Source organism: Kribbella sp. NBC_00382 (assembly GCF_036067295.1).
Taxonomy (GTDB): Bacteria; Actinomycetota; Actinomycetes; order Propionibacteriales; family Kribbellaceae; genus Kribbella.
Genome location: NZ_CP107954.1, coordinates 914,384 through 938,491, shown reverse-complemented (window position 1 = coordinate 938,491; position 24,108 = coordinate 914,384). Strand labels below are relative to the sequence as shown.

The following is a 24,108-nucleotide window of genomic DNA, read 5'->3' as shown; positions in this document are numbered from 1 at the left end:
GCTACTGGGCCCACTTCTCGTTCCAGCCCTCGATCTCCGTCGCGGGGCGGGAGGACGGGCCGGAGTAGATGGCGGAGGGGCGGATCAGGCGGCCGGTGCGCTTCTGCTCCAGGACGTGGGCGCTCCAGCCCGCAGTACGGGCGCAGGTGAACATGGAGGTGAACATGGGCGGCGGGACCTCGGCGAAGTCGAGCACGATCGCGGCCCAGAACTCGACGTTGGTCTCCAGCACCCGGTCGGGCCGGCGCTCGCGCAGCTCGGTCAGTGCGGCCTGCTCCAGCGCCTGGGCGACCTCGTAGCGGGGTGCGTCCAGCTCCTGCGCCGTACGGCGAAGCACCCGCGCGCGGGGGTCCTCGGCCCGGTACACGCGGTGGCCGAAGCCCATCAGGCGCTCGCCGGCGTCCAGTAGCCCCTTCACGTACGAGCGGGCGTCGCCACTCTTCTCGACGCCCTCGATCATCGTCAGTACGCGAGCAGGCGCTCCACCGTGCAGCGGGCCGGACATCGCGCCGACAGCACCCGACAGGGCCGCGGCCACGTCAGCGCCGGTGGAGGCGATCACCCGGGCGGTGAAGGTGGAGGCGTTCATGCCGTGCTCGGCGGCGGAGGTCCAGTACGCGTCGACTGCCTTGACGTGCTTGGGGTCGGGCTCGCCGCGCCAGCGGATCATGAACCGCTCGGTGATCGTGCTCGCCTTGTCCACCTCGCGCTGCGGGACCATCGGTTGCCCGATGCCACGAGCGGCCTGGGCGACGTACGACAGCGCCATCACCGCGGCCCGGGACAGGTCGTCGCGCGCCTGGACCTCGTCGATGTCGTAGAGCTGACGCAGGCCCCAGGCCGGTGCCAGCATCGCCAGCGCGGACTGGACGTCGACCCGGACATCACCAGTGTGCACGGGGAGCGGGAAGGGCTCGGCAGGCGGCAGGCCAGGGGTGAAGGCACCGTCGACCAGCAGTCCCCAGACGTTCTCGAACGGCACCCGGCCGACCAGATCCTCGATGTCCACGCCGCGGTAGCGAAGTGCCGAACCTTCCTTGTCCGGTTCCGCGATCTGGGTGTCGAAGGCGACCACACCCTCGAGACCGTGCTGAACGTCGACCTTTGGATCTGACATCGACTGAGACTCCCTTGTTCGATCTAGGCGCTCAGGCAGCATAGTTCTCCGCCTGACCGCGCGGACAGATCTGTGACCGGTTCGGCGTGATCCGGCCTCTCGCCGGGATGCAACTTTTCCGGCATCAATCGCATCTTGCAGGCATGGAAACTGTTGTGGCGTACGCCTTCGACCGCTTCGCGGGACCGGAGAAGGCAGCCGCCGGCGTACGCCGCGTCGAGGCGTACTACGGCGAACTCTGGCAGGGTCAGGCTCGGCGGGACGGCTGCGACGCCGGAACCGTCGGGCTGCACAGCTGGAGCCGGCGCGAGCCGGACTACCGCTGGCCCGCCTGGCGTGACGACGACGACCTGTGTGTCGCGAGCCTGCACGTGCCACTCGGGTACCAGGCGATGGTCGGCGACCTGACGCCGCAACGAGCCGCTGCCCCGCTAGCACGGGTAGTACTCGCCGACCCGGCACGCATGGCGGAGTTGGCGCCGCCGTTCCTCCTGTCGGTGCTGGACCCGGCCGACGAGCGGCTGGAGCTCTTCACCGACTCCGTCGGGCTCGGCCGGCTGTTCCAGCTCCGTACTGCCGAAGGCTGGGTGTGGAGCAACCGCCCAGCGGCCGCCTGCCTGTTCGCCGACGTGCCCGCAGAGGCATCGGACCGGGGCTGGCGGTACGCGGCTGGCTGCGGCTGGTTCATGGGCGACACCACCCCGTACGACCGGGTGCTGGCCGTACCGGGCGCCACTCACATCGTGACCGAGGGGCGGCGCAACCGTCGTACTGTCACCCGGATCGAGGCAACGAGCATCTGGTCCGGGCCTAGTGGCGGGGACCTGCCGCAACGGCTCATCGAGGAGACAGCAGAGGCCCTGCGTGGCGTAGCCCGGTCCGTGAGCAAGCTGTGGCCCGGTACTCCGACAGTGGATCTCAGTGGAGGCAGGGATTCGCGTGTAGTTGCCGCAGCCTTCCTCTCGGCCGGTGTCGACCTCAAGCTCAACAGCTACGACGCAGTACCGGGGGAGCTGGCCGTAGCCGAGGAGCTGGTGGCAGCCCTTCCCTACAAGGTGGAACACCTCGTCACCGGCAAGGTATGCCCGCTGGAGACGGCCACTCCTGAACCAGTACCGCCGATGCTGCCTGTGATCGACCGGGTCCGGCGCTGGCATCGGTTCGCCGAGGGCCTGCGTCCGTCGAGCTACATCTTCCACAACCCGCCGGAGGGGCTGACCGACGTCACGCACCTGGCGATCGGCGGCGCGGGTGGCGAGATCGCGCACGGGCACTTCTATCCGCCGGACGTTCTGAAGCTCGACCAGTGTCCGCTGGAGGAGAAGCTCACGTTCTTCAACGAGCGTCTCCAGAAGCGGCTCGTCCCTGCTGGCGGCCCGTCGACCGCGGTCAGGGCCGCAGCGGGTGGGCAGATCGAGACCGTGTTCCGGGAAGCGATCCAGGGCGGCTTCGAGGACGCCACGATGCTCGACTACTTCTATGTGGTCGAGCGCCTGCGACGCTGGGGCAATGCAGGCGAGCGGACCGGCATCGTCTCGCCGCTGCTCGTGCCTGCCTTCGTACGAGCAGCCTTCTCGATGAGTGCGGCGCAGCGGCTGGAGAACGCGCTGCACCAGGCACTGGTACGCGAGCTGGTGCCGGAGTGGGCTGACATACCGTTCTTCAAGGCGCAACCCGGCGCCGGAGCCAAGCCGTGCCCGCCAGCACCGGTGAAGCGGCTGGGCGACGCACCGGACCGCGACCTGATCGGCGAGCTGCTCGCGGAGGACCAGAGCGGGGACTTCGACCCGGTGGAGATCCAGCAGCTCTGGACCTCGTCGCTGGCCGGTGAGAGCACGGCTGCTGAGGAGTTGGCGCTGCGTCAGCTCCTCTGGCGAGCTGTCTTCGACGACCACCTCGCCGAGGTCAACAAACACATCACCCAGCCCCCCAGACCCAAACCGAAGCCGAAACCCGTGCCCGTGCCTGCGCCGACCCAGCCCACGGCCACAGCCGCGCCTGAGCCAGCGCCAGCGGCTCCCGAGCCGGCACAGAAGGCTCCGGTAGTGAAGCGCAACTCCCTCAAAACCAGACTGCGCCGCAACCCGTCCGTACGCCGCCTCGCCCGCAGCTCCGCCTGGCGTGCTGTCCGCAAGGCGCTGCGCTCCAACTAGGCTCCACCCCGTGGACCTTGGAGACATGCGCGAGACGTACGGCCTCGGCGAGCTGCTCGAAGAGCAGGTGGACGCCGACCCGGTGAAGCAGTTCGGCCACTGGCTGGCCCAGGCTGCCGACGCAGGCCTGCACGAGCCGAACGCAATGGTTCTGGCGACCGCCGACGCCGACGGCAAACCATCAGCCAGGACCGTCCTGCTGAAGGGCCTAGACGAGCGCGGCCTCGTCTTCTACACCAACCAGCAGTCCCGCAAGGCCGATGACCTAGCGGCCAACCCCGCCTGCGCCCTCGTCTTCCCCTGGCACGCAATGGAACGCCAGGTCCGCGTCGAGGGCACCGCCACCAAGCTCCCATCGGACGAGGTCGACGCGTACTTCGCCAGCCGCCCCCGCGGCTCCCAACTAGGCGCCTGGGCCTCCCAGCAAAGCCAGCCGGTCGACTCCCGCGAGGAACTAGACCTCCAGTACGAGTCCTACGAACGCCAGTGGCCCGAGGGCACCGAGATCTCCACCCCGTACTTCTGGGGCGGCTACCGCATCGAGCCCGCGACCTTCGAGTTCTGGCAAGGCCGCACCGGCCGCCTCCACGACCGCCTGCAGTACAAGCGGTCGGGAGCCACCTGGCAACTCCAGCGCCTGCAGCCCTAAGCCCGCGTCAGCTCCCGCTCCTCAGTAGGTTCCTCCACACCAGATCCGGTCTCCCGGAAGCCGTACCGTTTCCACCAGCGGGCCAGTGGCGCCGGGGCCCACCAGTTGGCTCGGCCTAGGAGTCGCATGGTCGCCGGGACGAGCAGAGCCCGTACGACGGTCGCGTCGATGGCGATTGCGATCACCAGGCCGACCCCGATCATCTTGACGAACACGATGCCCGAGGTGGCGAACGCGCCGACCACGATGATCAGCAGCAACGCGGCGCTGGTGATGATGCCGCCGGTACGTTGCAGGCCGAGGGCGACGGCCTGGCTGTTGTCGCCGGTCCGGTCGTACTCCTCCCGGATCCGGCTCAGCAGGAACACCTCGTAGTCCATCGACAACCCGAACAGGACGGCGAACAGCAGTACCGGGTTGGTCGCGTCGAGGAAGCCGGCCGGGGTGAAGTCGAGGAAGCCGGACAGGTTGCCGTCCTGGAAGATCCACACCATCGCGCCGAACGATGCCGACAACGACAGCACGTTCATCAGCAACGCCTTGGCCGGCAGTACGACCGAGCCGAACGCGATGAACAGCAGCACGAACGTCACCAGCACGATGAACCCGGCCATCCACGGCGCCCGCTCCCGCAGTACATGCAACAGGTCGACCAGCGCAGCGGTATCGCCACCGGTTTCGACCGAGACCCCAGCGGGCGGCTGCACTCCTCGCACCCCGGCGACCACGTCCCGGGCAGGAAGCTCCTGCGACGTGTAGTGCGTGTGCACGACAACGGACGCGACGCCGTCACGATAGCCACCCAGCCGCACATCGGCGACGTCCTTCACCCGCCGAAGCTCAGCGAGATAAGGCGTCAACGCATCCGGCGACGTGGTCCGGGCAGCAATCAGTACGTCGGAACCGCCCGCGCCGGCGAAGTCGCTCTGCAGCACCTCGGTGACAGTCCGGCTGTTCGCCCCGGCGGGCAGCGCACGGTGATCAACCCCGCCCAATTGTGCTTGCAGGAAAGGGATCCCGAGGACGAGCAGGAGCGGCACCAGGACTACGACGTACCGGATCGGGCGGCGCATGACGCTGTGGGCAAGCCGGTACCAGGCGCCGTGCTCGCTGGATCCGAGCCCGCCGCCGCGCTTCAGGAACGGGAGTCGCAGGTTGTTCACCCGATGGCCCAACACGGCCAGCAGGGCAGGCAGAGCGGTCAGCGCCGCGATCATCGCGACCAGGACCGCGGCAGCGCCGCCGTACGCCATCGAGCGCAGGAACATCACCGGGAACAGCACCAGGCTGGAGATCGCCACCCCCACGGTGACGCCGGAGAAGGCGACCGTGCGGCCGGCCGTGCTCATCGTCACCGACAGGGCCGTCTCGACATCGTTGCCGAGGGCAAGCTGTTCGCGGAACCGGGTGATGATGAACAGCGCGTAGTCGATCGCCAGGCCGAGCCCGATCATCGTCACGATGTTGATCGAGAAGACCGAGACATCGGTGAACGTGGTCAGCGCGCGCAGGACGACGAAGGCGCCGAGGATCGCCAGACCCCCGACGAACAGGGGCAGGCTGGCCGCGACCAGGCCGCCGAAGACCACCACCAGCAGGATCAGCACGATCGGCAGCGAGATCGACTCGGCCTGGACGATGTCGTGCTCGGTCTGTGTGTTCACCTCGTCGAACACGGCCACTTCGCCGCCGACCTTCACGTCGAGACCGGCCGGCGAGGTCCGGACCTGCGCGGCGATCTTGTGGAAGGTGGCCAGCCGCGCCTCGGGATCGGCGCCGGCCAGGGTCAGGACGGCGTACGTCGAGTGCTGGTCCTTCGACACGAACGCGGGCGACTTGGTGGACCAGAAAGTCTTGGTGCTGAGCACCTCGCTGGCGGGCAGTTGGGCGAGGTGGCTCTCGACGGTCTGCCGGAAGGCCGGCGACGAGACGGACTGCGAGTCGCTGCGGTAGAGCACGATCACGTCGGTACCGGTCCGGCCGACGGTCTGCTCGATCGTCTTCACCGCCCGCGCGGCCTGCGTGTCCGGCGCCTCGAAACCGCCGTTCGCCAGCGAGCCGAAGACGCCCGTGCCCCAGGCGATCGCGGCGACCACGAAGAGGCCGGTCAGTGCCAGCACCAGGCGGCGGCGCCGATAGGTGAACCTGCCGAGTGTCTCGAACACGAAGCCCTCCCGCGGGCGGTAAGTTGAACAGTGGTCGCGATAGTGAACACCGTTAACAGTTAACGGTGTAAACTGTAAGCGGCTCTAGGGTGTGCCTGTCAAGGGAGAGGACTGAGTGGAGCTCAAGACGGGGGAGACCCGACGCGACCGGCAACGGGCCGCGACGGTCGCCGAGATCAAGGCCGCGGCGCGCAAGCTGCTCGTCGAGGGCGGCGCGTCCGCCGTCGGCCTGCGGGCGGTCGCGCGCGAGCTCGGCCTCAGCGCCCCCGCCCTCTACCGGTACTTCGGCAGCCACGAGGACCTGATCTCCGCCCTGATCGCCGACCTGTACGACGAACTGACCGACGCGCTGATCACGTTGCGGGACGGCGATCCGGACTCTGATCTCGGCGACAAGCTGTTCCTGATCGCCGGCGGACTCCGGGACTGGGCGCTCGCGCATCCGGCCGAGTTCGGGCTGCTCTTCGGGGCGCCGGTGCCGAACCCGGACGCCGACGATCACGAGCTGACGCCCGGTCACCTGGCGGCGATGCGGTTCGCCGCGGTCTTCAAGGAGCTGGTGGCCCAGATCTACCACCAGCAGCCGTTCCCGCACCCGTCCGAGGACGCGCTCGGCCCGGAGCTGCTGGCGCAGCTACGGCAGAAGTCGGAGTTCTTCGACGGGATGCCGGCGGGAGCCGTCTACTTGTCGCTGACCTACTGGACGCGGCTCTACGGGCTGATCTGCATGGAGGTCTTCGGGCAGCTGCACTGGGCGTTCCAGGACGCCGGCGCGTACTTCCAGGCCCAGCTCTTCGAGATCGGCGAGGCCCTCGGGCTCGACTGCCCACCCCCAGAATAAAAAAGACCCGCAGGCACTTCCTAGGACACGACCGGGTGGTCGAACCAAGGGTCAGGCGGACTTTCCTGACTACCTGCGGGCCCGGTGACTGGCGTGAAACTGGCTAGCCACATGCCCACCACAAACAGAGTGGTTGACGGGACTCAGCCCGCCATCACCTCACGAGTCCGATTGCAATTCATGCGTTGGACCACCTCCCTTCGCGTGTACTCAGAACCTACGTCGCGAGCACCCCGCGTTCAACCGCTTTTCGCCGACAGCTGAGTACGCTCGGGCTCGTGTCCGCGCTGCCTTCTCATCTCGAGCTGGTCCAAGGGATCGTGCTGCCGAAACCGGTCGGCGCCGACCCGGTACTGGACTTCCTGAACACCCGATCCGACTTCGCCGGCCGCGGCCCGGCCGCGAGCGAGTGGCTCACCTCGTACGAGGCGTTCGTGATCTGGAACGGGTATGTCGGGCTGCTGTCCGACGCGAGTGTGTTCCGGCTGATCGAGCAGGCCTCGCTCAAGCCGACGGACGCGACCCGACGGCTGGACGCAGTACGCGAGTTCAGGGCGGACCTGTACGACGTACTGACGGACGAGACGGCATCCGGGTCGTTCGAGGCGGTTGGCCGGGCGGTGGGGCGTGCCAGCGCGCGACGGCACTTGAGCGCAGTACCGGCTGAAGGGCTAGGGGTGCGGGCGTCGTGGGAGTTGCCGGAGGACCTGGGGCTCCCGTTGGATCAGCTGGCGCTGCTTGCGTCGGAGCTGCTCACTGGGGCATCCAGGGATCACATCCACCTGTGCCCGGGCGACAACTGCGGCTGGCTGTTCCTGGATCCGCGGGGACGCCGCCGGTGGTGCTCGATGGCCACCTGTGGGAACCGGGCCAAGGTCAGGGCGCACGCGGCTCGAACCCGTTAGGGCCGTTGCAACTAGCTGCAAAGGTCGGACGGACCCCAACGTTCCGGGCCGGTCCATGCGTCTATACCAGTATGGAGAACTGGGGTGGGGTGTCGCGGCGGGTCTTGCTCGCCGGGGCCTTGGGGGTGGTCGCGGTAGGGACTCCACTCTGCTGGGACGAGGTCGGCTCCGGGACGTCGCCACGAAAGCCGCCGACCCCGGCTGCTTCGGTCGGCTTCGGCTCTGGCGTGCCGGCCGACTGGGCGAAGTACCCGCGGTTGATCTCCAGCCGGCAGCAGATCGAGCGGGTGGTCCGGACGGATGGCGTGTTCATGTTCGGGGACAGCCTCGGGGTGGCCGGCGGTCCGGTTCTGGCGGAGCGGCTCATGGCCCGCACTCATGACGGACTCGCCATGGACGCCTGGTCGGGCCGGCCGACCGCACCGGCCGCGGATGCTCTCGCGCTCTGGGCCCGGACCTACGGACTGCCCGGCCGGATCCTGATCGAGACCGGCAGCAACGACATCTTCGACCCGCCGGTGATCACCGCCCAGATCGACCGGGTGCTGCAGATCGTCGGCCGGACCCGGACCGTCATCTGGGTGAACGTGTGGGTCGCGCGCCGCAGTACAACCGCCGCGGACCGCCGCAACAGCGCCTGGGTCAACCGGCAGTTGGCAGCGGCCACCCGTCGCCACTCCAACCTGCAGCTCGTCCACTGGGCCGAGTTCATCGCGGCGGACCCGAAGCGCGAGCGCAGGTACCTCCGCGACGGTGTCCACACCACCCCGCTGGGCCGGGACGCCCGCAACGAGCTGATCATCCGGGCACTGCCGACCGCCAAGGTCAGTTGAACAGAGCCGGGTCGACCAGGATCCAGGTGTGGCGGGCACGGGCGAGTACGCGGCCGTCGGAGTCGTACAGGGTGCTGGCGGTGTGGGTCTTGCGGCCGTCCTCCGCGAGCACCCGGCCCATCACGACGCAGGGCTCGCCCGGTCGAGGGCGGGCGTCGATGCGGGCGGTCATCTGACCCAGTACCGACGGACGACCCTCCAGGTCGATCGCCCAGCCGCCAGGGCAGTCGAGTGCCGACCAGAGGTAGACCGGGTCGACCAGGCGGTCGGTACTGGCCAGGTCAGCTGCGGGATGCCAGGTACAGGCCGTCCGGCCGTCGCCTACCGGCCCCGGCTTCAGCTGCAGCCCCTCACGGTTCTCCGGGCCGCAGACGAAGCAGCCAGGGAACGGATGGTCTACCAGCCCCTTGTACTTCGTCTCCGCCGCCGCGGCCTCGTCCGGGCTGACCGGGTCGACCGTCGCGTCGGCCAAGGTGTCCGCACTGACCGCGACACCCTCGGCGACTGGGGCGGTACCGGCCAGGGTGGCGCTACCGGACTCCACCAGCAGGGAGAGGTCGGTATCCATCGGCGGAGGCACCAGCAGACGCACCCGGGGCGCCGTGTCCGGGGCGGCCACCGCAGCCAGCGCAGTACCGACCAAACCTGCGACATAGCCCCCGTTGCCTGACTTAGCCGGCCCCCGAAAGCGCGGCGCGATCCGCATCGTGGTCATGCCTGGAGACCTTAGCCCTGCCCGTTTACGCCCCGGAGCGCGGGGATTCCCGTGTTTTCTGAGCTTCTTTCCAGATTTACTGCCCTGACCACTCTCATTCAAACGTCCGTTTGAACTATGCTGTGCCCAGGCTACGGCGCGTGAGCAGGTGGGGTGCCTGAGCGAGCGGTAGCCGGGGGGAAGGAGAACTCTGTGGAGACACCCGTGGAATCCACCCGGGAGAGATTGCTCAACATCGCCGAGCAGCGGTTCGGCGAGGGGGGTTATGAAGGGACGTCGCTGCGCGCCATCACGGTCGCGGCGGCCGCCAACATCGCGGCGGTCAACTATCACTTCGGCTCGAAGGAAGCGTTGCTGCGGGCGGCGGTGGCGCGCGCGATGGCGCCGGTCAACACCGAGCGCCGGCGCCGATTGGACCAATTGGAGGCGAAGGGCGAGCCGAACGCCGAGCAACTGATCCGCGCCTTCATCGAGCCGGGACTGGATCTCGTACTCCGCCGCGGCGAGCGCGGGCCGGTGGTGGCCCGGTTCATCGGGCGGGTCGCGTTCGACCCGAGCCAGCGGATCCGGGAGCTGTATGCGGCCGAATCCGATCCGGTCGAGGCCCGGTACCTGGCCGCGCTGCAGGTGGCGCTGCCGAACGCGGCGCCGGAGTCGGTCGCCTTCGGTTACGTGAACATGCTCGGCCTGCTCGCTCTGCACCAGTCACAGGCGTTGACCAGACCGCCGGGTGCGGAGCCGCCCGGCATCGACGGCGAGGAGGATCCGGGCAAGCTGGCCGAGGATCTGATCGCCTTCCTGGTGGCCGCTTTCGACCGCGGACTGCGCTGAACGATCTCGCCGGGAGTGTCCAGAAAATGCTCACGGATGTTCGAACCGGCAGGTAACGCTGCATAATGGCGCTCCGTGGACCCCTGTGAAGTCGTGGTTGCCGTCGATCTCGGTGGAACCCGGATGAAATGCGGCCTGGTCGCCGCCGACGGTGCCGTGCTGCACCGGGAGACCAGGCCTACTCCGCGCGAGGCCGGGGGCCATGCAGTGCTCAGCGCGCTGCTCGAGACCGTCGTCGAGATGGCCCAGAAGGCCACCGCCGACGGTCACCGGGTGCGCGCGGTCGGGGTGGTCGTACCGGGCATCATCAACGCCGCCAAGGGCACGGTCAGCGCGGAGAACCTCGCCTGGTCGGACACGCCGGTGCTCGCCGAGCTGCAGGCCGCGATCGGGCTCGACCAGCAGGTCCTGCTCGCTCACGACGTGCGCGCCGGCGGCTACGCGGAGCTACGCCAGGGAGCACTCACCGGTACGACGAACTCGCTGTTCCTCCCGCTCGGTACCGGGATCGCGGCCGCGATGGTGGTCGACGGATCGCTGGTCAGCGGCGACGGGTACGCCGGGGAGCTAGGCCACACCCGGTTCGTCCACGGCTCGGCCGCCGAGCAATGCGCCTGCGGACAGTGGGGCTGCTTGGAGACGATCGCCTCCGCTGCCGCGCTGGCCCGTCGCTACGCCGTACGGACCGGCCGGGTGGTCGACGGAGCGCGCGAGGTGATCGAGTTGCTGGCGCAAGGCGACGCCGATGCCGCGGTCGTCTGGCGTGAGGCGCTCGCCGCGTTGACCGACGCACTGGTCATGTACACGACGCTGGTCGCGCCGACCCGGATCGCGATCGGTGGCGGCCTGGTCGGCGCGGGGGAGACGTTGCTCGCGCCGCTGCGAGAAGGTGTTCACGCACGACTGACGTTCCAGCGCGAGCCGGAGATCGTGGCCGCGGTACTGGGTGAAGAGGCCGGCATGCTCGGTGCGGCGTGGATGGCTTGGGACCGGGTGGCTCCCGACGAGAGCGGAGAAGAGACGGTATGACGACGTATCGGGTGGCGCGGCTCGTCACCCCGGACGAGGTCCTCGAGAATGCCTGGCTGCAGGTGGCCGACGGCGACATCCTCGCCTACGGGCGGCGCTCCGACGGGATGCCGGCCGACGGTCAGCGGCCGGAGGACCTCGGCGAGGCGACCGTCGTCCCGGGGTTCGTCGACATCCACACGCATGGCGGCGGCGGGTCGACGTACTCGACCACCGATCCCGAGGAGGCCCGCAAGGTCGCGGCCTTCCACGCCAAGCACGGCACCACCACGACGATGGCCAGCCTGGTCACTGCGCCGCTCGACGACCTCGTCTCGCAGACGGCTTGCCTGGCGGACCTGGTCACCGACGGCGTGATCGCAGGCGTGCACCTGGAAGGGCCGTTCCTGTCGGCCGCGCGCTGTGGAGCTCACGAGCCGACGCTGCTGCGCGATCCGGTCGAGGGCGACGTGGCCAAGGTGCTCAGCGATGCGGTGGCGATGGTGACGATCGCGCCGGAGTTGCCGAGTGGGCTGGATGCGATCCGCCAGGTCGTCGACGCGGGCAAGGTCGCGGCGCTCGGGCACACGGATGCGACGTACGAGCAGATGATCGCGGGTGCTGACGCCGGTGCGACCGTGGCGACGCACTTGTTCAACGGGATGCGGCCGTTCCATCACCGCGACCCGGGTCCGGTCGGTGCCGCCCTGAACGATCCGCGGCTGCTGCTCGAGGTGATCAACGACGGGATGCATCTGGACCCGCAGGTGGTCCGGGTCGCGCTCGCCGCGGCCGGCGTCGACCGGATCGCGTTGATCACGGACGCGATGGTCGCGACCGGGATGCCCAACGGGCGGTACATGCTGGGCAGTCTTGAAGTCGACGTGAAGGACGGGCTGGCGACGCTTGCCCACGGCACCCATTCGATCGCGGGCAGCACCCTGACGATGGACGTTGCCTACCGCAACGCCGTCAAGGCCGGAGTATCCCTGGTCGACGCGTCGCGGATGGCGTCGACGACCCCGGCTGCGGCGTTCGGTTGGTACACCGCCGGTGGGATCGAGACCGGCAAGCGGGCCGACCTGGTGCTGCTGGACGAGGACTACCAGGTCCAGAAGGTGATGCGGGCCGGTTCGTGGCTGGACTGATCGGGACCGTCACCCTCAATCTGGCGCTGGATGTCACGTACGGCGTCGACGAACTCGTCGTCGGTGGGAGCCACCGCGTCAACGCCCCGCAGCAGCGGGCCGGCGGCAAGGGCGTCAACGTCGCCCGGGTGGCCGCCACGCTGGGGCATCAGGTGCTGGCGCTCGGGTTCGTCGGCGGGCTGACCGGCGAGATCGTCGCCGAGGAGCTCTTCGACGCCGGGCTGACCGCCTTGCTCACCCCGATCCGCGGCGAGACCCGGCGAACCGTTGCCATCGTCAACGGTGTCGACGGCGACGCGACGATCTTCAACGAGGCCGGGCCTTCGGTCTCCGAGGACGAGTGGCGCGCCTTCCATGACCGGATGCCGTGGGCGAGACTCGACGTGCTCGCGTGCTCCGGGAGTCTGCCGCCCGGTCTGCCCGCTGACGCCTATGCGGAGCTGGCCGTTCGCGCGCGGCATCACGATGTGCTGTCGGTGATCGACGTCGGTGGGGATGCCTTGGTGGCGGCCGCGAAGGCTGGTGCGGTGGTTCGCTCGAACGCCGCCGAGCTTCGCGAAGCACTGGGGGACCTCAGCGTCGAAGAGGGCGCCCGGCAACTGGTTGCCCTCGGCGCGACCGCAGCGGTGATCACGGACGGCGCACGCGGGATGGTTGCTGCTAGCAAGCAAGGAGCCTGGCGTGCTCTGCCCGTAGAAAGAGTCGCGGGCAACCCGACCGGCGCCGGAGATGCCTGTACTGCGGTCGTCGCGGCCGCCGTTGCGGGATCACCCGAGCCCGACTGGCCGGTCGTGCTCAAGTCGGCCGTCGCGGCATCTGCGGCTGCCGTGCTGACCCCCGTTGCCGGGGACATCGATCTCGAGGCGTACCGACGGTGGCAGCCGCAGGTCGTCGTACAAACGCTTTAGAACAAGGGAGTTCGTCATGCCGCTCGTATCCGGGGCCGAGGTTGTGCTGGGTGCCGCCAAGGACGGTCGTGGGGTCGGCGCGTTCAACGTGATCCAGCTGGAGCACGCGACCGCACTGATCGCCGGGGCCGAGCAGCTCGGCGCGCCCGTCATCCTGCAGATCAGCGAGAATGCGGTGAAGTACCACGGCTCGCTCAAGCCGATCGGCGTTGCCACGTTGGCCGCAGCGGCCGCTGCGACGGTGCCGGTCGTCGTGCACCTCGACCACGCGATGGACCGCGACCTGGTCACCGAGGCGGTCTCGCTCGGCTTCACTTCGGTGATGTACGACGCGTCGAAGCTCGACTACGCCGACAACGTAGCGGCCACCACCGAGGTGACGAACTTTTGCCACGACCACGGCGTTTTCGTCGAGGCCGAGATCGGCGAAGTCGGTGGCAAGGACGGTGTGCACGCCCCCGGAGCCCGGACCAAGCCGGAGGAGGCCCTGGCCTTCGCCGAGGCCACCGGGGTCGACGCGCTGGCCGTCGCGGTCGGTTCGTCCCACGCGATGACCGAGCGGACGGCCGAACTCGACTTCGAGCTGATCGCCGCGCTGCGCGCCGCAGTACCGGTTCCCCTTGTTCTGCACGGTTCCTCGGGTGTCGCGGACGCCGACCTGACCCGCGCCGTCGAGGCCGGCATGACCAAGGTCAACATCGCCACCCACCTCAACAACGTCTTCACCGCCACCGTGCGTCAGGTCCTCGCCGACCAGCCGAACCTGGTCGACACCCGCAAGTACCTCGGCCCCGCCCGTACCGCGGTCGCCACCGAGGTCGCCCGCCTGCTCGCGCTGCTCAAGGCCGTCTAGAGGGTGGCCGACGCCGAGCAGAAGATTGCCGTAGCGATGGCCGCCGGTGACTGAGAATGCCGACGGCCCCCGACCGGCTCTCGCGCGTCGGCTGGGGGTTGGGGACGCGGCGGTGATCGGGCTCGGGTCGATGGTCGGGGCCGGCGTCTTCGCAGTCTGGGCTCCGGCTGCGGAGGCAGCGGGTGCACTGCTGCTCGTCTCGTTGGTGATCGCGGCCTTCGTCGCCTATTGCAATGCGGCGGCGTCGGCCCAGCTCGCCGCGGTCTACCCCGTATCGGGTGGCACTTACGCGTACGGTCGCGAGCGCCTCGGCCCATGGTGGGGATACACGGCCGGTTGTGCGTTCGTTCTCGGGAAGACGGCGTCCTGTGCCGCGATGGCGCTCACCTTCGCGACGTACGTAGTACCGGGTCATGAGTGGGTGCGGCGACTGGTTGCGTTGGCCGCCGTGCTCGTGCTGGCCGCCGTCAACTATCGCGGCGTCACCAGGACCGCGGCTCTCACCCGCATCCTCGTCGCCTGCACGTTGGTGGTTCTCGCCGTCGTCGTAGTCCTGCTGCTCTCGGCGGACCACGTCACCAGCTGGACCACGGACACCAGCCCGTACGGCGTCCTGCAGGCCGCCGGACTGCTCTTCTTCGCTTTCGCCGGCTACGCCCGGATCGCGACCATGGGCGAAGAGGTCCGCGACCCCGCGCGCACCATCCCGCGAGCCATCCTGATCGCGCTGTTCATTGCCGTAGGCATCTACTTGGTGATCGGCATCAGCTTGCTGCTGGCGCTTGGCCCCGACCGGATCGCCTCGGCTTCTGCTCCGCTTTCGACCGCAGTACAGGCGGTTGGTGCCGCGTGGGCGCAGCCGGTGGTCAGAGTGGGTGCCGCGCTCGCGAGCCTCGGTGCGCTGCTGGCGCTGATCGCCGGTATCGGTCGCACCACGCTCGCGATGGCCAGGACCAAAGATCTGCCGACCTGGCTGGCCGCGGTGCACCCACGGTTCCAGGTGCCGCATCACGCGGAGATCGCGCTGGCTGCGGTGGTCGGCGTCCTAGTGCTGACGACTGACCTCCGCGGCGTGATCGGCTTCTCGTCCTTCGGGGTCCTGCTGTACTACGCGATCGCCAACGCATCTGCGTACACGCAACCGGCCGGGGAGCGGCGGTGGCCGCGAGTCCTCAACATCCTTGGACTGCTGGGATGCATCGTCCTCGCGGTCACCCTGCCGCTGACCTCGGCCGTCACATGCGTCGTGCTGCTGGTGCTGGCCCTGCTCGCCCGGTGGGTCAGGCTCAGGACAGGTCGCGCTTGATCCGCCAGAAGCAGAAGCCGGTCAGGGCCGCGGCCAGGAAGAGGAAGACGCCGGCCTCGCGCCATTGCAGTGACCAGAAGCTGTTGGCCGGGAAGTACTTGATCTCTTGCCGGTAGCCCTCGTCGGCGAGCCGCTGGAAGCAGCTGCTCATCGGCGGCCGGGGCGTGGTCTCCTCCACGTTCGGGGGTGGCGGACCGCAGGCAGCGATGTACTTCGGCAGGGTCTTCTGAACCACACCGGCCGAGTTCACCGTGTGCTCGGAGATCTTCCAGAAGCCTTCGCCGGGGAGCTTCGCCTCGATCCGCATGACCTCGGCATCGTCTTCGGGGCCGGAGAGTTGGAGGCCGCGCATGTTCTCGGTCGTGACGATGATGGTGGACTCGATCGGTGTCATCAGATGCGGCCGCAGCAGCATCGGCGACAACACCTCCACCGCGACCACGGCCGCCAGGGTGAGTGCGATCGCGACGATGCTGCGCCGGGTGACCAGCCCGATGGTCACCCCGAGCGCGAAGGCGAAGGCCGCATAGCCGATCGGCACCACCCCTCGGGAGCCGAACACGGCCGGGAGCAGCCGGGGAATGTTGTACGGGCCGGCGGTCTGCCCGCCGTCGATCGCGTCGTCGATCGGGTCGGCCCACCAGGTCACCGCGAGGCTGAGCAGCCCGGTCACCGCCATCGCGCCCAGCCCGGTGATCGCGAGTTTGACGGCCAGCCAGCGCACCCGGCTGATGCTCTGGTTCCAGACCAGCCGGTGGGTGCCTGCCTCCAGCTCACGGGCGATCAGGGGAGCACCCCAGAAGGCTCCGATGATCGGGGGAGCGGCGTACACGGCGACCTGGCCGCCGTAGTACAGGTACTGGTTGATCCGGTCGAAGCGGATCCGGTCGAGGAAGCTTTCGTGCTGGAGCGTGTAGTCGTGCAGCAGTCCGGGGCCGGTGGCGGCGAGGAAGACGACGATGATGGCGACGGCCGCGGCGATCACCAGTGCCTGCACGCGGAACTGCCGCCAGGTGAGCCAGATCATCGCTGCACCTCCAGTACGGGCCGGTCATTGTGCCGGGACGGGCGGGAGCGGCCCATGTAGGCCAGGACGAGGTCTTCGAGGGTGAGCTGGGTGACCGTCCAGGCCGGGTCGAGGATGTGCTCGTCGGTCCGGATCAGGAAGGTCGACTGGCGATCGGTGTGGCTCGCGGAGATCAGGTGCTGGTCGCTGGGCAACGACTTCTCGTCGCGGCGCGGTCCGACCAGGCGGTAGTGGGTGGCGAGCAGGGTGTCGATCTCGCCGCTGACCTGGACGCGCGAATCGACCAGTACGACGAGGTAGTCGCAGGACCGCTCGACATCGGAGACCAGGTGCGAGGACAGTACGACGCTCAGCTCCTGCTCGGCGACGGCCTCCATCAGGTCCTGCAGGAACTCCCGCCGGGCCAGCGGATCGAGTGCCGCGACGGGCTCGTCGAGGATCAGCAACTCGGGGCGCTTGGCCACGCCGAGGGTCAGGGCGAGCTGCGCGCGCTGACCACCGGACAGCCTGCCGGCCCGCTGCTTCGGGTCGAGCCCGAGCCGCTCGATCCGGCCGTTGGCGATCGACTCGTCCCAGCCCGGGTTGAGTCGTGCGCCGAGCTTGAGGTGGTCGGCGATACTCAACCGCGCGTACGTCGGGGTGTCCTGCGCGACGAACCCGATCTTCTCCTTCTGGGTGCTGCCCGCGGGGTTGCCGAGCACCTCGATCGAGCCGGTCGTCGGGGTCAGCATGCCGACCGCGAGGTTGAGCAGCGTGCTCTTGCCGGCGCCGTTGGGCCCGACCAGGCCGACCACGCGGCCGGCCGGAATGTCGAGCGTGCAGTCGGTCAACGCGGCTTTGCGGCCGTACTTCTTGCCCAGGCCATGGGCCTGCAGTGCTGTCTGAGAGGCGGCGCTCATGCTATTTCCTCCTGAGCGCCGGACCGAAAGGTAGTGGCGAACAACGCCTCGATACTGTCGTCGTCCAGACCCGCTTTACGGGCCTTCAGCAACCATTGCTGCAGGTCCCGGCGGAGCGGGGCGTGCGCGGCCAGGCTGTGATCGGTCAGCGTCCGGGTCACGAAGGTGCCGCGCCCCGGCCGGGCGGCGACCAGATCCTCGTGCTCCAGTTCGCGGTACGCCTTCAGCACCGTGTTCGGGTTGATCGCCAGTTGCCCGACGACGTCCTTCACCGTCGGCAGCTGATCCCCCTCCCGCAACAGCCCCAGCCGCAGCCCGTTCTTCACCTGCTGAACGATCTGCTGGTACGGCGACACCCCCGAGCGGCCGTCCAGATGGAACTCGATCATCTTCAACCCCATTCATCTAGTTAACTAGTACAATACTCAGATGAGTGAGGTCGTCAAGAGTCAGCGGATCGCGTCGTACCGCCGGAGCGCCTCGAGCCGGGCCTCGGCATGGTCGACGATCGGCTCGGGATAGTCCGGCGTGCCGAGCTCAGGGATCCAGCGGCGCTGGTACTCGCCGTCCGGATCGAACTTCTTCGCCTGTGTCGACGGGTTGAAGACCCGGAAGTACGGCGAGGCGTCGGCGCCGCAGCCGGCCACCCATTGCCAGTTCAGCGAGTTCGACGCGAGGTCGCCGTCGACCAGGTGCTGCATGAACCAGCGCGCCCCGAACTTCCAGTGCACATGAAGGTCCTTGACCAGGAACGACGCCACCACCATCCGCACCCGGTTGTGCATGAAGCCGGTCTCGGCCAGCTCACGCATCCCGGCGTCGACGATCGGGTAGCCGGTCATCCCACGGCACCAGGCATCGAAGGCGTCGCCCGGTTCGTCGTACTGCATCTTGTCGAACTCCGGCCGCAACGGCTTCCAGGCCGAGTCCGGATTCCCGGCCAGCAGATCCGCGCAGAACTCGCGCCAAGCCAGCTCCCGCCGGTACCCCTCGGCGCCCGCACTCCGCTTCCGCGCAAGGTCGGCGAGCATCGTCCGCGGATGGATCTCCCCGTACTTGAGCGGCACCGACATCCGCGACGTCGCATCGAGATCCGGCCGATCGCGCACCTCCCCGTACTCCGCGACTTCGTCGAGGTACGCCGCCCACTGGTCGCGCGCGGCCCCTTCCCCGGCAACGACATCGCTTGCGGGCAACTCGTCACCTGCGATGGACACCCACTCGACGTTGGCCGGCGCGTCCACCGGCTGGCGCCAGCCGTGTTCGAGCCAGGCGCGGAAGTACGGCGTGAACACCCGGTACGACGACCCTTGTTGCGTCAACACCCGCCCTGGCGCAACGGCGTACGGGGAACCGGTACTGACCAACGGGCAGCCAAGTGTCGCCTCGACAGCTTTGTCGCGCCTGCGTCCATAGGGTCCGTAGTCGGCCGAGACGTGCACACTCACCGCATCGACCTCGGCCGCCACCGCGCGCACCACCTCGACCGGATCACCCCGCCGGACGATCAAACGGCCATCGAGCGACTCGGACAAGCTCCGCAAAGATCCCGCCAGATGCTCGCGCCGAGGCCCACCTGCCTGATCCCACAACAAAGGATCGAGCATGAACAGCCCGACCACGCTGCCGTCGCCTGCCGCGACCGCATCCAGCAGCGCCGGATTGTCGTACAGCCGAAGATCCCGCCGAAACCACATCACCGCAGTAGCCATCCCGCAATCCTTGCGGATGAACAACTTTGACCGACACTTCACAGAAATCGAACACACGATTGGGTAAGGCTTGCCTCAGTAGGTGAGAATGGATGTCGTGAGCGAGCTGATCGATACCACCGAGATGTACCTGCGGACCGTCTACGAGCTGGAAGAAGAAGGCATCCTGCCGCTGCGCGCGCGGATCGCCGAGCGGCTCCACCAATCCGGGCCGACGGTCAGCCAGACGGTGGCCCGGATGGAACGCGACGGGCTCGTCACGGTCGAGGGTGATCGGCACCTCGAGCTCACCCAGGTCGGCCGGATGCAGGCCACCCGGGTGATGCGCAAGCACCGGCTGGCCGAGCGGCTGCTGGTCGACGTGATCGGGCTGGAGTGGGAGGACGTGCACGCGGAGGCCTGCCGCTGGGAGCACGTGATGAGCGACGCGGTCGAGCTGCGGCTGCTGAAGATCCTCGACAACCCGACCGAGTCGCCGTACGGCAACCCGATCCCGGGCCTGGAGGAGCTGCAGAAGGAGAGCCTGGCGACCCCGATCGGCGAGTTCCGGATCGGCGTCGAGCCGCTCGACAAGGTGCTCGACCAGGCCACCGGCGACAGTGTCCGGGTGCTGGTCCGGCGGATCGCCGAGCCGGTGCAGAGCGACGACGACGCGATGTCGGTACTCCGCCGCGCGGGTGCGCTGCCCGGCCGCGAGGTCGACTCGATGCTCGACGCGGAGGGTGTCCTGATGGGCAGCCGCGAGGCCGGCGGCGTGATCAGCGACGAGACCGCGGGCCATATCTTCGTCAGCCTGGTTTAAGACTTCACCAAGATCTGGTACGGACCGCGCTCGATGCGGTACTGACAGTGGTCAGGCAGTAACGTCTGTCGGCGATGCCTGAGAACGAGATCGACTGGCCGGGGTACCTGCGGGAGTTCCACACCGCAGCCCCGGGCAGCACTGAAGCCCTGTTGTCCCGAGCGGTGGCTGGGGACCACACGCCCTATCGCTGGCTGGTCCGCGCGGTCTCCGGCGAGGCGCGGCGCGTCCTCGACCTGGCCTGCGGCAACGGCCCGGTCGCCCGCGAGCTGTACGGGCGGTGGGTGGTCGGCGCCGACAACAACGCGGCCCAGCTCGCCGGCGCGCCCGGCCCGAAGGTCCAGGCGGACGCGCTGCACCTGCCGTTCGCCAACGAGGCCTTCGACGTCGTCACCTGCTCGATGGGCCTGGCGGTGCTGCAGCCGCTGCCCGAAGTACTGGCCGAGGCAGCCCGCGTACTGCGACGCGGCGGCGTCCTCGCTGCCACGGTCCCCGCGGTGCGGCCGCTGCGCCGGAGCGACCTCCGCACGCTCACCAGCCTGACCACGCGGCTGCGCTCGACCCCGCAGTTCCCGGGCGGCAGCGAGATCAAGGACCTCAAGGACCAGCTGCGCGCGGCCGGGTTCGACGTGATGGAGTCCCAGCGCGAGCGGTACGCGTACACGGTCCGCTCCCTCGACGACGCCCGCCGCCTGGTCGGCGCCCTCTACCTGCCAGGTACGTCGGACGCCCGCCGCGAAGCCGCCGCCGTCTGGCTCGCCGAACGCGGCGAAACCAAGGACGGCCTCGAGGTAGCCATCCCAGTCCGCCGAATCACCGCGATGCGGACGAAAGTCGCGCTGGCCTAAGCCGTCATCCGGACCTGGGGCGACTGGCCGCCTCCAGATAGGTACCGTTCACTCTGTGTCTGCTCTGACCTGGTCGATCCGCGTGCTGGATCGTGCGCTGGACGGTGAGCGGTTTTACCGCGAGCTGCTGGCGGACGAGCCGGCCGCGTTCTGGCTTGACGGCAGCCTGACCGACCGCGGCGTCCGCCGGGTTTCGGTGCTCGGCACCTCGACCGGCGCCGACGCGGACGTCGTCGCCCGGGACGTCGCAGACGGGGATGTCTTCGCCGAGCTCCAGGAGCTGCTCAGCACCCGATCGGCCCAGCTGGGCGAAGTACCGGCGATTCTGCGGGACGTCTTCAGCGGCGGCTACGTCGGGTACTTCGGCTATGAATTGAAGGCCCTCACCGGTGGCGCCGTCGCATACGGTGCGCCGACTCCGGACGCGTTGTGGATCTGGGCCAACCGCTTCGTGATCCTCGATCACGACGAGGACCGCGCGCTGCTGGTCGCCGTGCACGCACCGGATGACGTATTGGCGAGCGCCTGGCTCGATCGCGCCGAGTCGGCGGCCGCGAGCTGGTCGATGGGGTGGCGGGAGGCGCCGGCGGTCGCCAAGCTTGATCTCGAAGCGCATCTGGAGCAGGACCGCGCGACCTACCTGGCCGGGATCGACGCCTGTATGGCCGCGCTCGAAGCCGGCGAGACCTACGAGGTCTGCCTGACGAACCGGGTCCGGCTGCCCGCCATCGACGACCCCTTCGAGTTCTACCTCTGGCAACGGCAGAGCAACCCCGCCCCGTACTCCGCCTTCCTCCGGTACGGCGACCTGGCCGTCGCGAGCTCATCGCCCGAGCGGTTCCTGACCGTCGACGGCGACGGCTGGGCCGAATGCCGGCCGATCAAGGGGACCGCGCCGCGGGTCGAGGATCCGGCGCAGGATCAGCTCGTCGCGAAGGCGCTCGCCGAGGACGAGAAGACCCGGGCCGAGAACCTGATGATCGTCGACCTGATCCGCAACGACCTCGGCCGGGTCAGCCGGCCGGGCACCGTGCAGGTCCCTCAGTTGATGGCGGTCGAGAGCTACCAGACCGTCCACCAGCTCGTCACAACCGTCCGCGGGCACCTGCGCGACGGAGTGGACGCGGTGGACGCAGTCCGGGCTTGCTTCCCGCCCGGGTCGATGACCGGGGCGCCGAAGATCCGCACGATGGAGCTGCTCGACGAGCTCGAGTGGTCGGCGCGCGGGGTGTACTCGGGCGCGCTCGGCTACCTGACCGTCGACGGCCGGGCAGATCTGAGCGTGGTGATCCGGACCGCGGTGATGACGCCGGGGGAGACCGTGGTCGGGGCGGGTGGGGCGATCGTGCTCGACTCGGACCCGGTCGCGGAGTACGACGAGATGGTGCTCAAGGCAACAGCGACGATCCAGGGGCGGGCATGACTTCTTCTTTGCAGGTGGCGGACTCTTTCTTGGTTGCTGATGGCAAGGTGCGTGGACTGGACCTGCATCGGCGGCGGTTCACCAGGTCCTGCGCGGCAGTGGGAATCGATGCCGGAGGTTACTTCGACGACCAGGTGAAACGGCTGCCCGGCTTCGGCCGCTGGTTCCCACGCTTCGAACTGGATGCCAACGGCAACCTCTCCATCCAGCTCCGCCCGGCGCCACCGCAGGGCGGCCGGATCCGCGTGGTGCTCCACGGCGGCCCCGACCCTCGCACTCAACCTCTGGTCAAGGGGCCCGACCTGGAAGTCCTGGGTGAGCTCAAAGCCCAAGCCACCAAGCCTTTCCATGCCGATGAGGTCCTCCTCGCCGACCCCGACGGCGTGGTGGTCGAGGCGGCATACTCGGCGGTCCTGTGGTGGGAGGACGACACCCTCTGCATCCCGCCTGCCGACCGCCCCTACCTCCCATCGGTCACCTCAGAACTGGTACGCCGAATCGCCGCCGCCGAGCAGATCGAGATCGCCGAACGCGCGCGCACCGCCACCGAACTCGCCGACTCCGAGGTCTGGCTGGTCAACGCCCTGCACGGCATCCGCCCGGTGGAAGCCTGGAACCACGACCCGATCGACCCGCTGCCTTTCACCCGCTCCAAGTCCTGGCAACAGCTCCTGCTCTCGTCGGCGACCTGAAAATCCCTGCTACCTAAAACTGATATCACTATGCTACCTTCGAGATAGATAGTTCGACTCGAAGGAAGCAGGGGTGTGTGCGATGAGCGCGGATGTCGACGTGATGGTGGAGATGCCGAAGCCGAAGGTGAGTGAGCGGTCGGCGGGGGATCTGAACGGGTGGCCGATGCTCGGGCTGGCGTTCCTGCTCGGGGTCGCCGGAGTGGTGCTGTTCATCGTCGGGACCGGCGGCGACCAGGTCGCTCTCGTCGTCGTGGGCGTCGTGTTGTTCGTCGCCGCGCTGATCATCGCGGCCGGGCTCACTCCGGTCGCACCGGGCCGGGCCCGGGTGCTGCAGATCCTCGGGCGGTACGCCGGGACGATCCGGGTCGACGGGTTGCGCTGGGTGAACCCGATCTCCGCCCGCAAGGAGATCTCCACCAGGATCCGCAACCACGAGACGGCCGTTGCCAAGGTCAACGATGCCGACGGCAACCCGATCGAGATCGCCGCGGTGGTGGTCTGGCAGGTCCAGGACACCGCGCAGGCGATGTTCGAGGTGGACGACTTCGTCCGGTTCGTCGCGATCCAGACCGAGACCGCGGTCCGGCACATCGCGAACAGCTACCCGTACGACGTGCACGACGCGACCGACCGGATGTCGCTGCGGGACAGTACCGACGAGATCACCCAGAAGCTGTCGACCGAGATCGGCGCCCGGGTGCTCGCGGCCGGCGTGCACGTGATCGAGTCGCGGATCACCCACTTGGCCTATGCGCCCGAGATCGCCCAGGCCATGCTGCGGCGCCAGCAGGCAGGTGCCGTGGTCGCGGCCCGGCAGCAGATCGTCGAGGGTGCGGTCGGCATGGTCGAGCTCGCGCTGGCGCGGCTGTCCGAGCGTCAGGTGGTCGAGCTGGACGAGGAGCGCAAGGCGACGATGGTCAGCAACCTGCTCGTCGTGCTCTGCGGCGATCGCGATGCGCAGCCCGTGGTCAACGCCGGTTCGCTGTACCAGTAGGGCGCGCTCGTGGCCGTTGAACGCAAGAAGATCCTGCTCCGGCTGGATCCCGTGGTCCACGACGCACTGGCCCGGTGGGCGGGGGACGACCTGCGCAGTACCAACGCGCAGATCGAGTTCCTGCTCCGCCGCGCTCTCGCCGACGCCGGCCGTCTCCCCGGCAATGTCGGCAAGATGCGCGGCCCGGGCCGCCCGGCCAAGGACGAAGAAGGGTCCTGATTGCGGCTCGCCCTGGGATGGTGCTACGGTTCGTTAGTCAAGTAATGAACCTACGAA

General features: G+C 68.7%; 24 protein-coding genes. 17 read left to right on the top strand and 7 right to left on the bottom strand.

The window, feature by feature from the left end; genetic code table 11:
• Position 1 precedes the first annotated feature (1 nt).
• Positions 2 to 1,117: a citrate synthase 2 gene (locus tag OHA70_RS04645; RefSeq protein ID WP_328328884.1), complete on the bottom strand. Its 1,116-nt coding sequence runs from the start codon at positions 1,115 to 1,117 to the stop codon at positions 2 to 4.
• A gap of 143 nt (positions 1,118 to 1,260) precedes the next feature.
• Here OHA70_RS04645 and OHA70_RS04640 point away from each other — a divergent pair, with 143 nt between their 5' ends.
• Complete coding sequence (locus OHA70_RS04640) at positions 1,261 to 3,270, top strand: hypothetical protein (protein WP_328328882.1); 2,010 nt, start codon at positions 1,261 to 1,263, stop codon at positions 3,268 to 3,270.
• A gap of 10 nt (positions 3,271 to 3,280) precedes the next feature.
• Positions 3,281 to 3,919 (top strand): pyridoxamine 5'-phosphate oxidase, encoded by a 639-nt coding sequence (pdxH, locus tag OHA70_RS04635; protein ID WP_328328880.1) that lies wholly within the window; start codon positions 3,281 to 3,283, stop codon positions 3,917 to 3,919.
• On the opposite strand, the gene OHA70_RS04630 is transcribed toward pdxH, so the two are convergent.
• Positions 3,916 to 6,084 (bottom strand): MMPL family transporter, encoded by a 2,169-nt coding sequence (locus OHA70_RS04630; RefSeq protein WP_328328878.1) that lies wholly within the window; start codon positions 6,082 to 6,084, stop codon positions 3,916 to 3,918. The two genes, pdxH and OHA70_RS04630, sit on opposite strands and share 4 nt — an antisense overlap.
• Before the next feature lie 115 nt (positions 6,085 to 6,199).
• Between OHA70_RS04630 and OHA70_RS04625 the strand changes: the two genes are divergently transcribed.
• The 3 genes from OHA70_RS04625 to OHA70_RS04615 all read left to right on the top strand — a co-directional run bounded on the left by OHA70_RS04625 (position 6,200) and on the right by OHA70_RS04615 (position 8,663).
• Complete coding sequence (locus tag OHA70_RS04625) at positions 6,200 to 6,925, top strand: TetR/AcrR family transcriptional regulator (RefSeq protein WP_328328876.1); 726 nt, start codon at positions 6,200 to 6,202, stop codon at positions 6,923 to 6,925.
• A gap of 278 nt (positions 6,926 to 7,203) precedes the next feature.
• Entirely contained in the window at positions 7,204 to 7,830 is a 627-nt protein-coding gene (locus OHA70_RS04620) for a CGNR zinc finger domain-containing protein (protein WP_328328874.1), read from the top strand.
• A 71-nt stretch (positions 7,831 to 7,901) separates the two neighbouring features.
• Positions 7,902 to 8,663 carry a hypothetical protein gene (locus OHA70_RS04615; RefSeq protein WP_328328872.1) on the top strand — a complete coding sequence of 254 codons (762 nt, stop codon included), beginning with the start codon at positions 7,902 to 7,904 and terminating at the stop codon, positions 8,661 to 8,663.
• On the opposite strand, the gene OHA70_RS04610 is transcribed toward OHA70_RS04615, so the two are convergent.
• On the bottom strand, positions 8,656 to 9,378 hold the full coding sequence (locus OHA70_RS04610) for a PaaI family thioesterase (protein WP_328328870.1): 723 nt from the start codon (positions 9,376 to 9,378) through the stop codon (positions 8,656 to 8,658). The genes OHA70_RS04615 and OHA70_RS04610 overlap by 8 nt on opposite strands.
• 192 nt (positions 9,379 to 9,570) lie before the next feature.
• Here OHA70_RS04610 and OHA70_RS04605 point away from each other — a divergent pair, with 192 nt between their 5' ends.
• The 6 genes from OHA70_RS04605 to OHA70_RS04580 all read left to right on the top strand — a co-directional run bounded on the left by OHA70_RS04605 (position 9,571) and on the right by OHA70_RS04580 (position 15,432).
• Positions 9,571 to 10,209: a TetR family transcriptional regulator gene (locus OHA70_RS04605; RefSeq protein ID WP_328328868.1), complete on the top strand. Its 639-nt coding sequence runs from the start codon at positions 9,571 to 9,573 to the stop codon at positions 10,207 to 10,209.
• Positions 10,210 to 10,284: 75 nt separating this feature from the next.
• On the top strand, positions 10,285 to 11,238 hold the full coding sequence (locus tag OHA70_RS04600) for an ROK family protein (RefSeq protein ID WP_328328866.1): 954 nt from the start codon (positions 10,285 to 10,287) through the stop codon (positions 11,236 to 11,238).
• Entirely contained in the window at positions 11,235 to 12,365 is a 1,131-nt protein-coding gene (gene nagA, locus OHA70_RS04595) for an N-acetylglucosamine-6-phosphate deacetylase (RefSeq protein WP_328328864.1), read from the top strand. Before OHA70_RS04600 ends, nagA begins: the two co-directional genes overlap by 4 nt.
• Complete coding sequence (locus tag OHA70_RS04590) at positions 12,353 to 13,273, top strand: 1-phosphofructokinase family hexose kinase (protein WP_328328862.1); 921 nt, start codon at positions 12,353 to 12,355, stop codon at positions 13,271 to 13,273. The genes nagA and OHA70_RS04590 overlap by 13 nt, the downstream gene beginning before the upstream one ends.
• 16 nt (positions 13,274 to 13,289) lie before the next feature.
• A complete protein-coding gene (locus OHA70_RS04585; RefSeq protein WP_328328860.1) occupies positions 13,290 to 14,126 on the top strand; it encodes a class II fructose-bisphosphate aldolase in 837 nt (278 codons plus the stop codon).
• Positions 14,127 to 14,172: 46 nt separating this feature from the next.
• The gene (locus OHA70_RS04580) at positions 14,173 to 15,432 is read left to right on the top strand and encodes an APC family permease (protein WP_328328857.1); all 1,260 of its coding nucleotides are present in this window, start codon (positions 14,173 to 14,175) and stop codon (positions 15,430 to 15,432) included.
• Here OHA70_RS04580 and OHA70_RS04575 read toward each other — a convergent pair.
• The 4 genes from OHA70_RS04575 to OHA70_RS04560 are packed head-to-tail and all read right to left on the bottom strand — an operon-like array spanning position 15,413 to position 19,070.
• A complete protein-coding gene (locus tag OHA70_RS04575; RefSeq protein WP_328328854.1) occupies positions 15,413 to 16,459 on the bottom strand; it encodes an ABC transporter permease in 1,047 nt (348 codons plus the stop codon). The two genes, OHA70_RS04580 and OHA70_RS04575, sit on opposite strands and share 20 nt — an antisense overlap.
• Positions 16,456 to 17,358: an ABC transporter ATP-binding protein gene (locus tag OHA70_RS04570; RefSeq protein WP_328328852.1), complete on the bottom strand. Its 903-nt coding sequence runs from the start codon at positions 17,356 to 17,358 to the stop codon at positions 16,456 to 16,458. Before OHA70_RS04570 ends, OHA70_RS04575 begins: the two co-directional genes overlap by 4 nt.
• Positions 17,355 to 17,759 carry a GntR family transcriptional regulator gene (locus OHA70_RS04565; RefSeq protein ID WP_328328850.1) on the bottom strand — a complete coding sequence of 135 codons (405 nt, stop codon included), beginning with the start codon at positions 17,757 to 17,759 and terminating at the stop codon, positions 17,355 to 17,357. Before OHA70_RS04565 ends, OHA70_RS04570 begins: the two co-directional genes overlap by 4 nt.
• A 48-nt stretch (positions 17,760 to 17,807) precedes the next feature.
• Positions 17,808 to 19,070: a cryptochrome/photolyase family protein gene (locus OHA70_RS04560; protein ID WP_328328848.1), complete on the bottom strand. Its 1,263-nt coding sequence runs from the start codon at positions 19,068 to 19,070 to the stop codon at positions 17,808 to 17,810.
• Positions 19,071 to 19,158: 88 nt separating this feature from the next.
• Between OHA70_RS04560 and OHA70_RS04555 the strand changes: the two genes are divergently transcribed.
• The 6 genes from OHA70_RS04555 (at position 19,159) to OHA70_RS04530 (ending at position 24,051) form a co-directional block, all read left to right on the top strand.
• Entirely contained in the window at positions 19,159 to 19,872 is a 714-nt protein-coding gene (locus OHA70_RS04555; protein ID WP_425552203.1) for a metal-dependent transcriptional regulator, read from the top strand.
• Between the two features lie 74 nt (positions 19,873 to 19,946).
• On the top strand, positions 19,947 to 20,720 hold the full coding sequence (locus OHA70_RS04550; protein WP_328328844.1) for a methyltransferase domain-containing protein: 774 nt from the start codon (positions 19,947 to 19,949) through the stop codon (positions 20,718 to 20,720).
• A gap of 55 nt (positions 20,721 to 20,775) precedes the next feature.
• Entirely contained in the window at positions 20,776 to 22,143 is a 1,368-nt protein-coding gene (gene pabB, locus OHA70_RS04545) for an aminodeoxychorismate synthase component I (RefSeq protein WP_328328842.1), read from the top strand.
• Positions 22,140 to 22,835 carry an aminotransferase class IV gene (locus OHA70_RS04540; RefSeq protein WP_328328840.1) on the top strand — a complete coding sequence of 232 codons (696 nt, stop codon included), beginning with the start codon at positions 22,140 to 22,142 and terminating at the stop codon, positions 22,833 to 22,835. Before pabB ends, OHA70_RS04540 begins: the two co-directional genes overlap by 4 nt.
• Positions 22,836 to 22,917: 82 nt before the next feature.
• Positions 22,918 to 23,832, top strand: a complete 915-nt coding sequence (locus OHA70_RS04535) for an SPFH domain-containing protein (protein ID WP_328328838.1) — start codon at positions 22,918 to 22,920, stop codon at positions 23,830 to 23,832.
• A gap of 9 nt (positions 23,833 to 23,841) precedes the next feature.
• Positions 23,842 to 24,051 (top strand): hypothetical protein, encoded by a 210-nt coding sequence (locus tag OHA70_RS04530; protein ID WP_328328836.1) that lies wholly within the window; start codon positions 23,842 to 23,844, stop codon positions 24,049 to 24,051.
• The last annotated feature ends 57 nt before the right edge of the window (positions 24,052 to 24,108 follow it).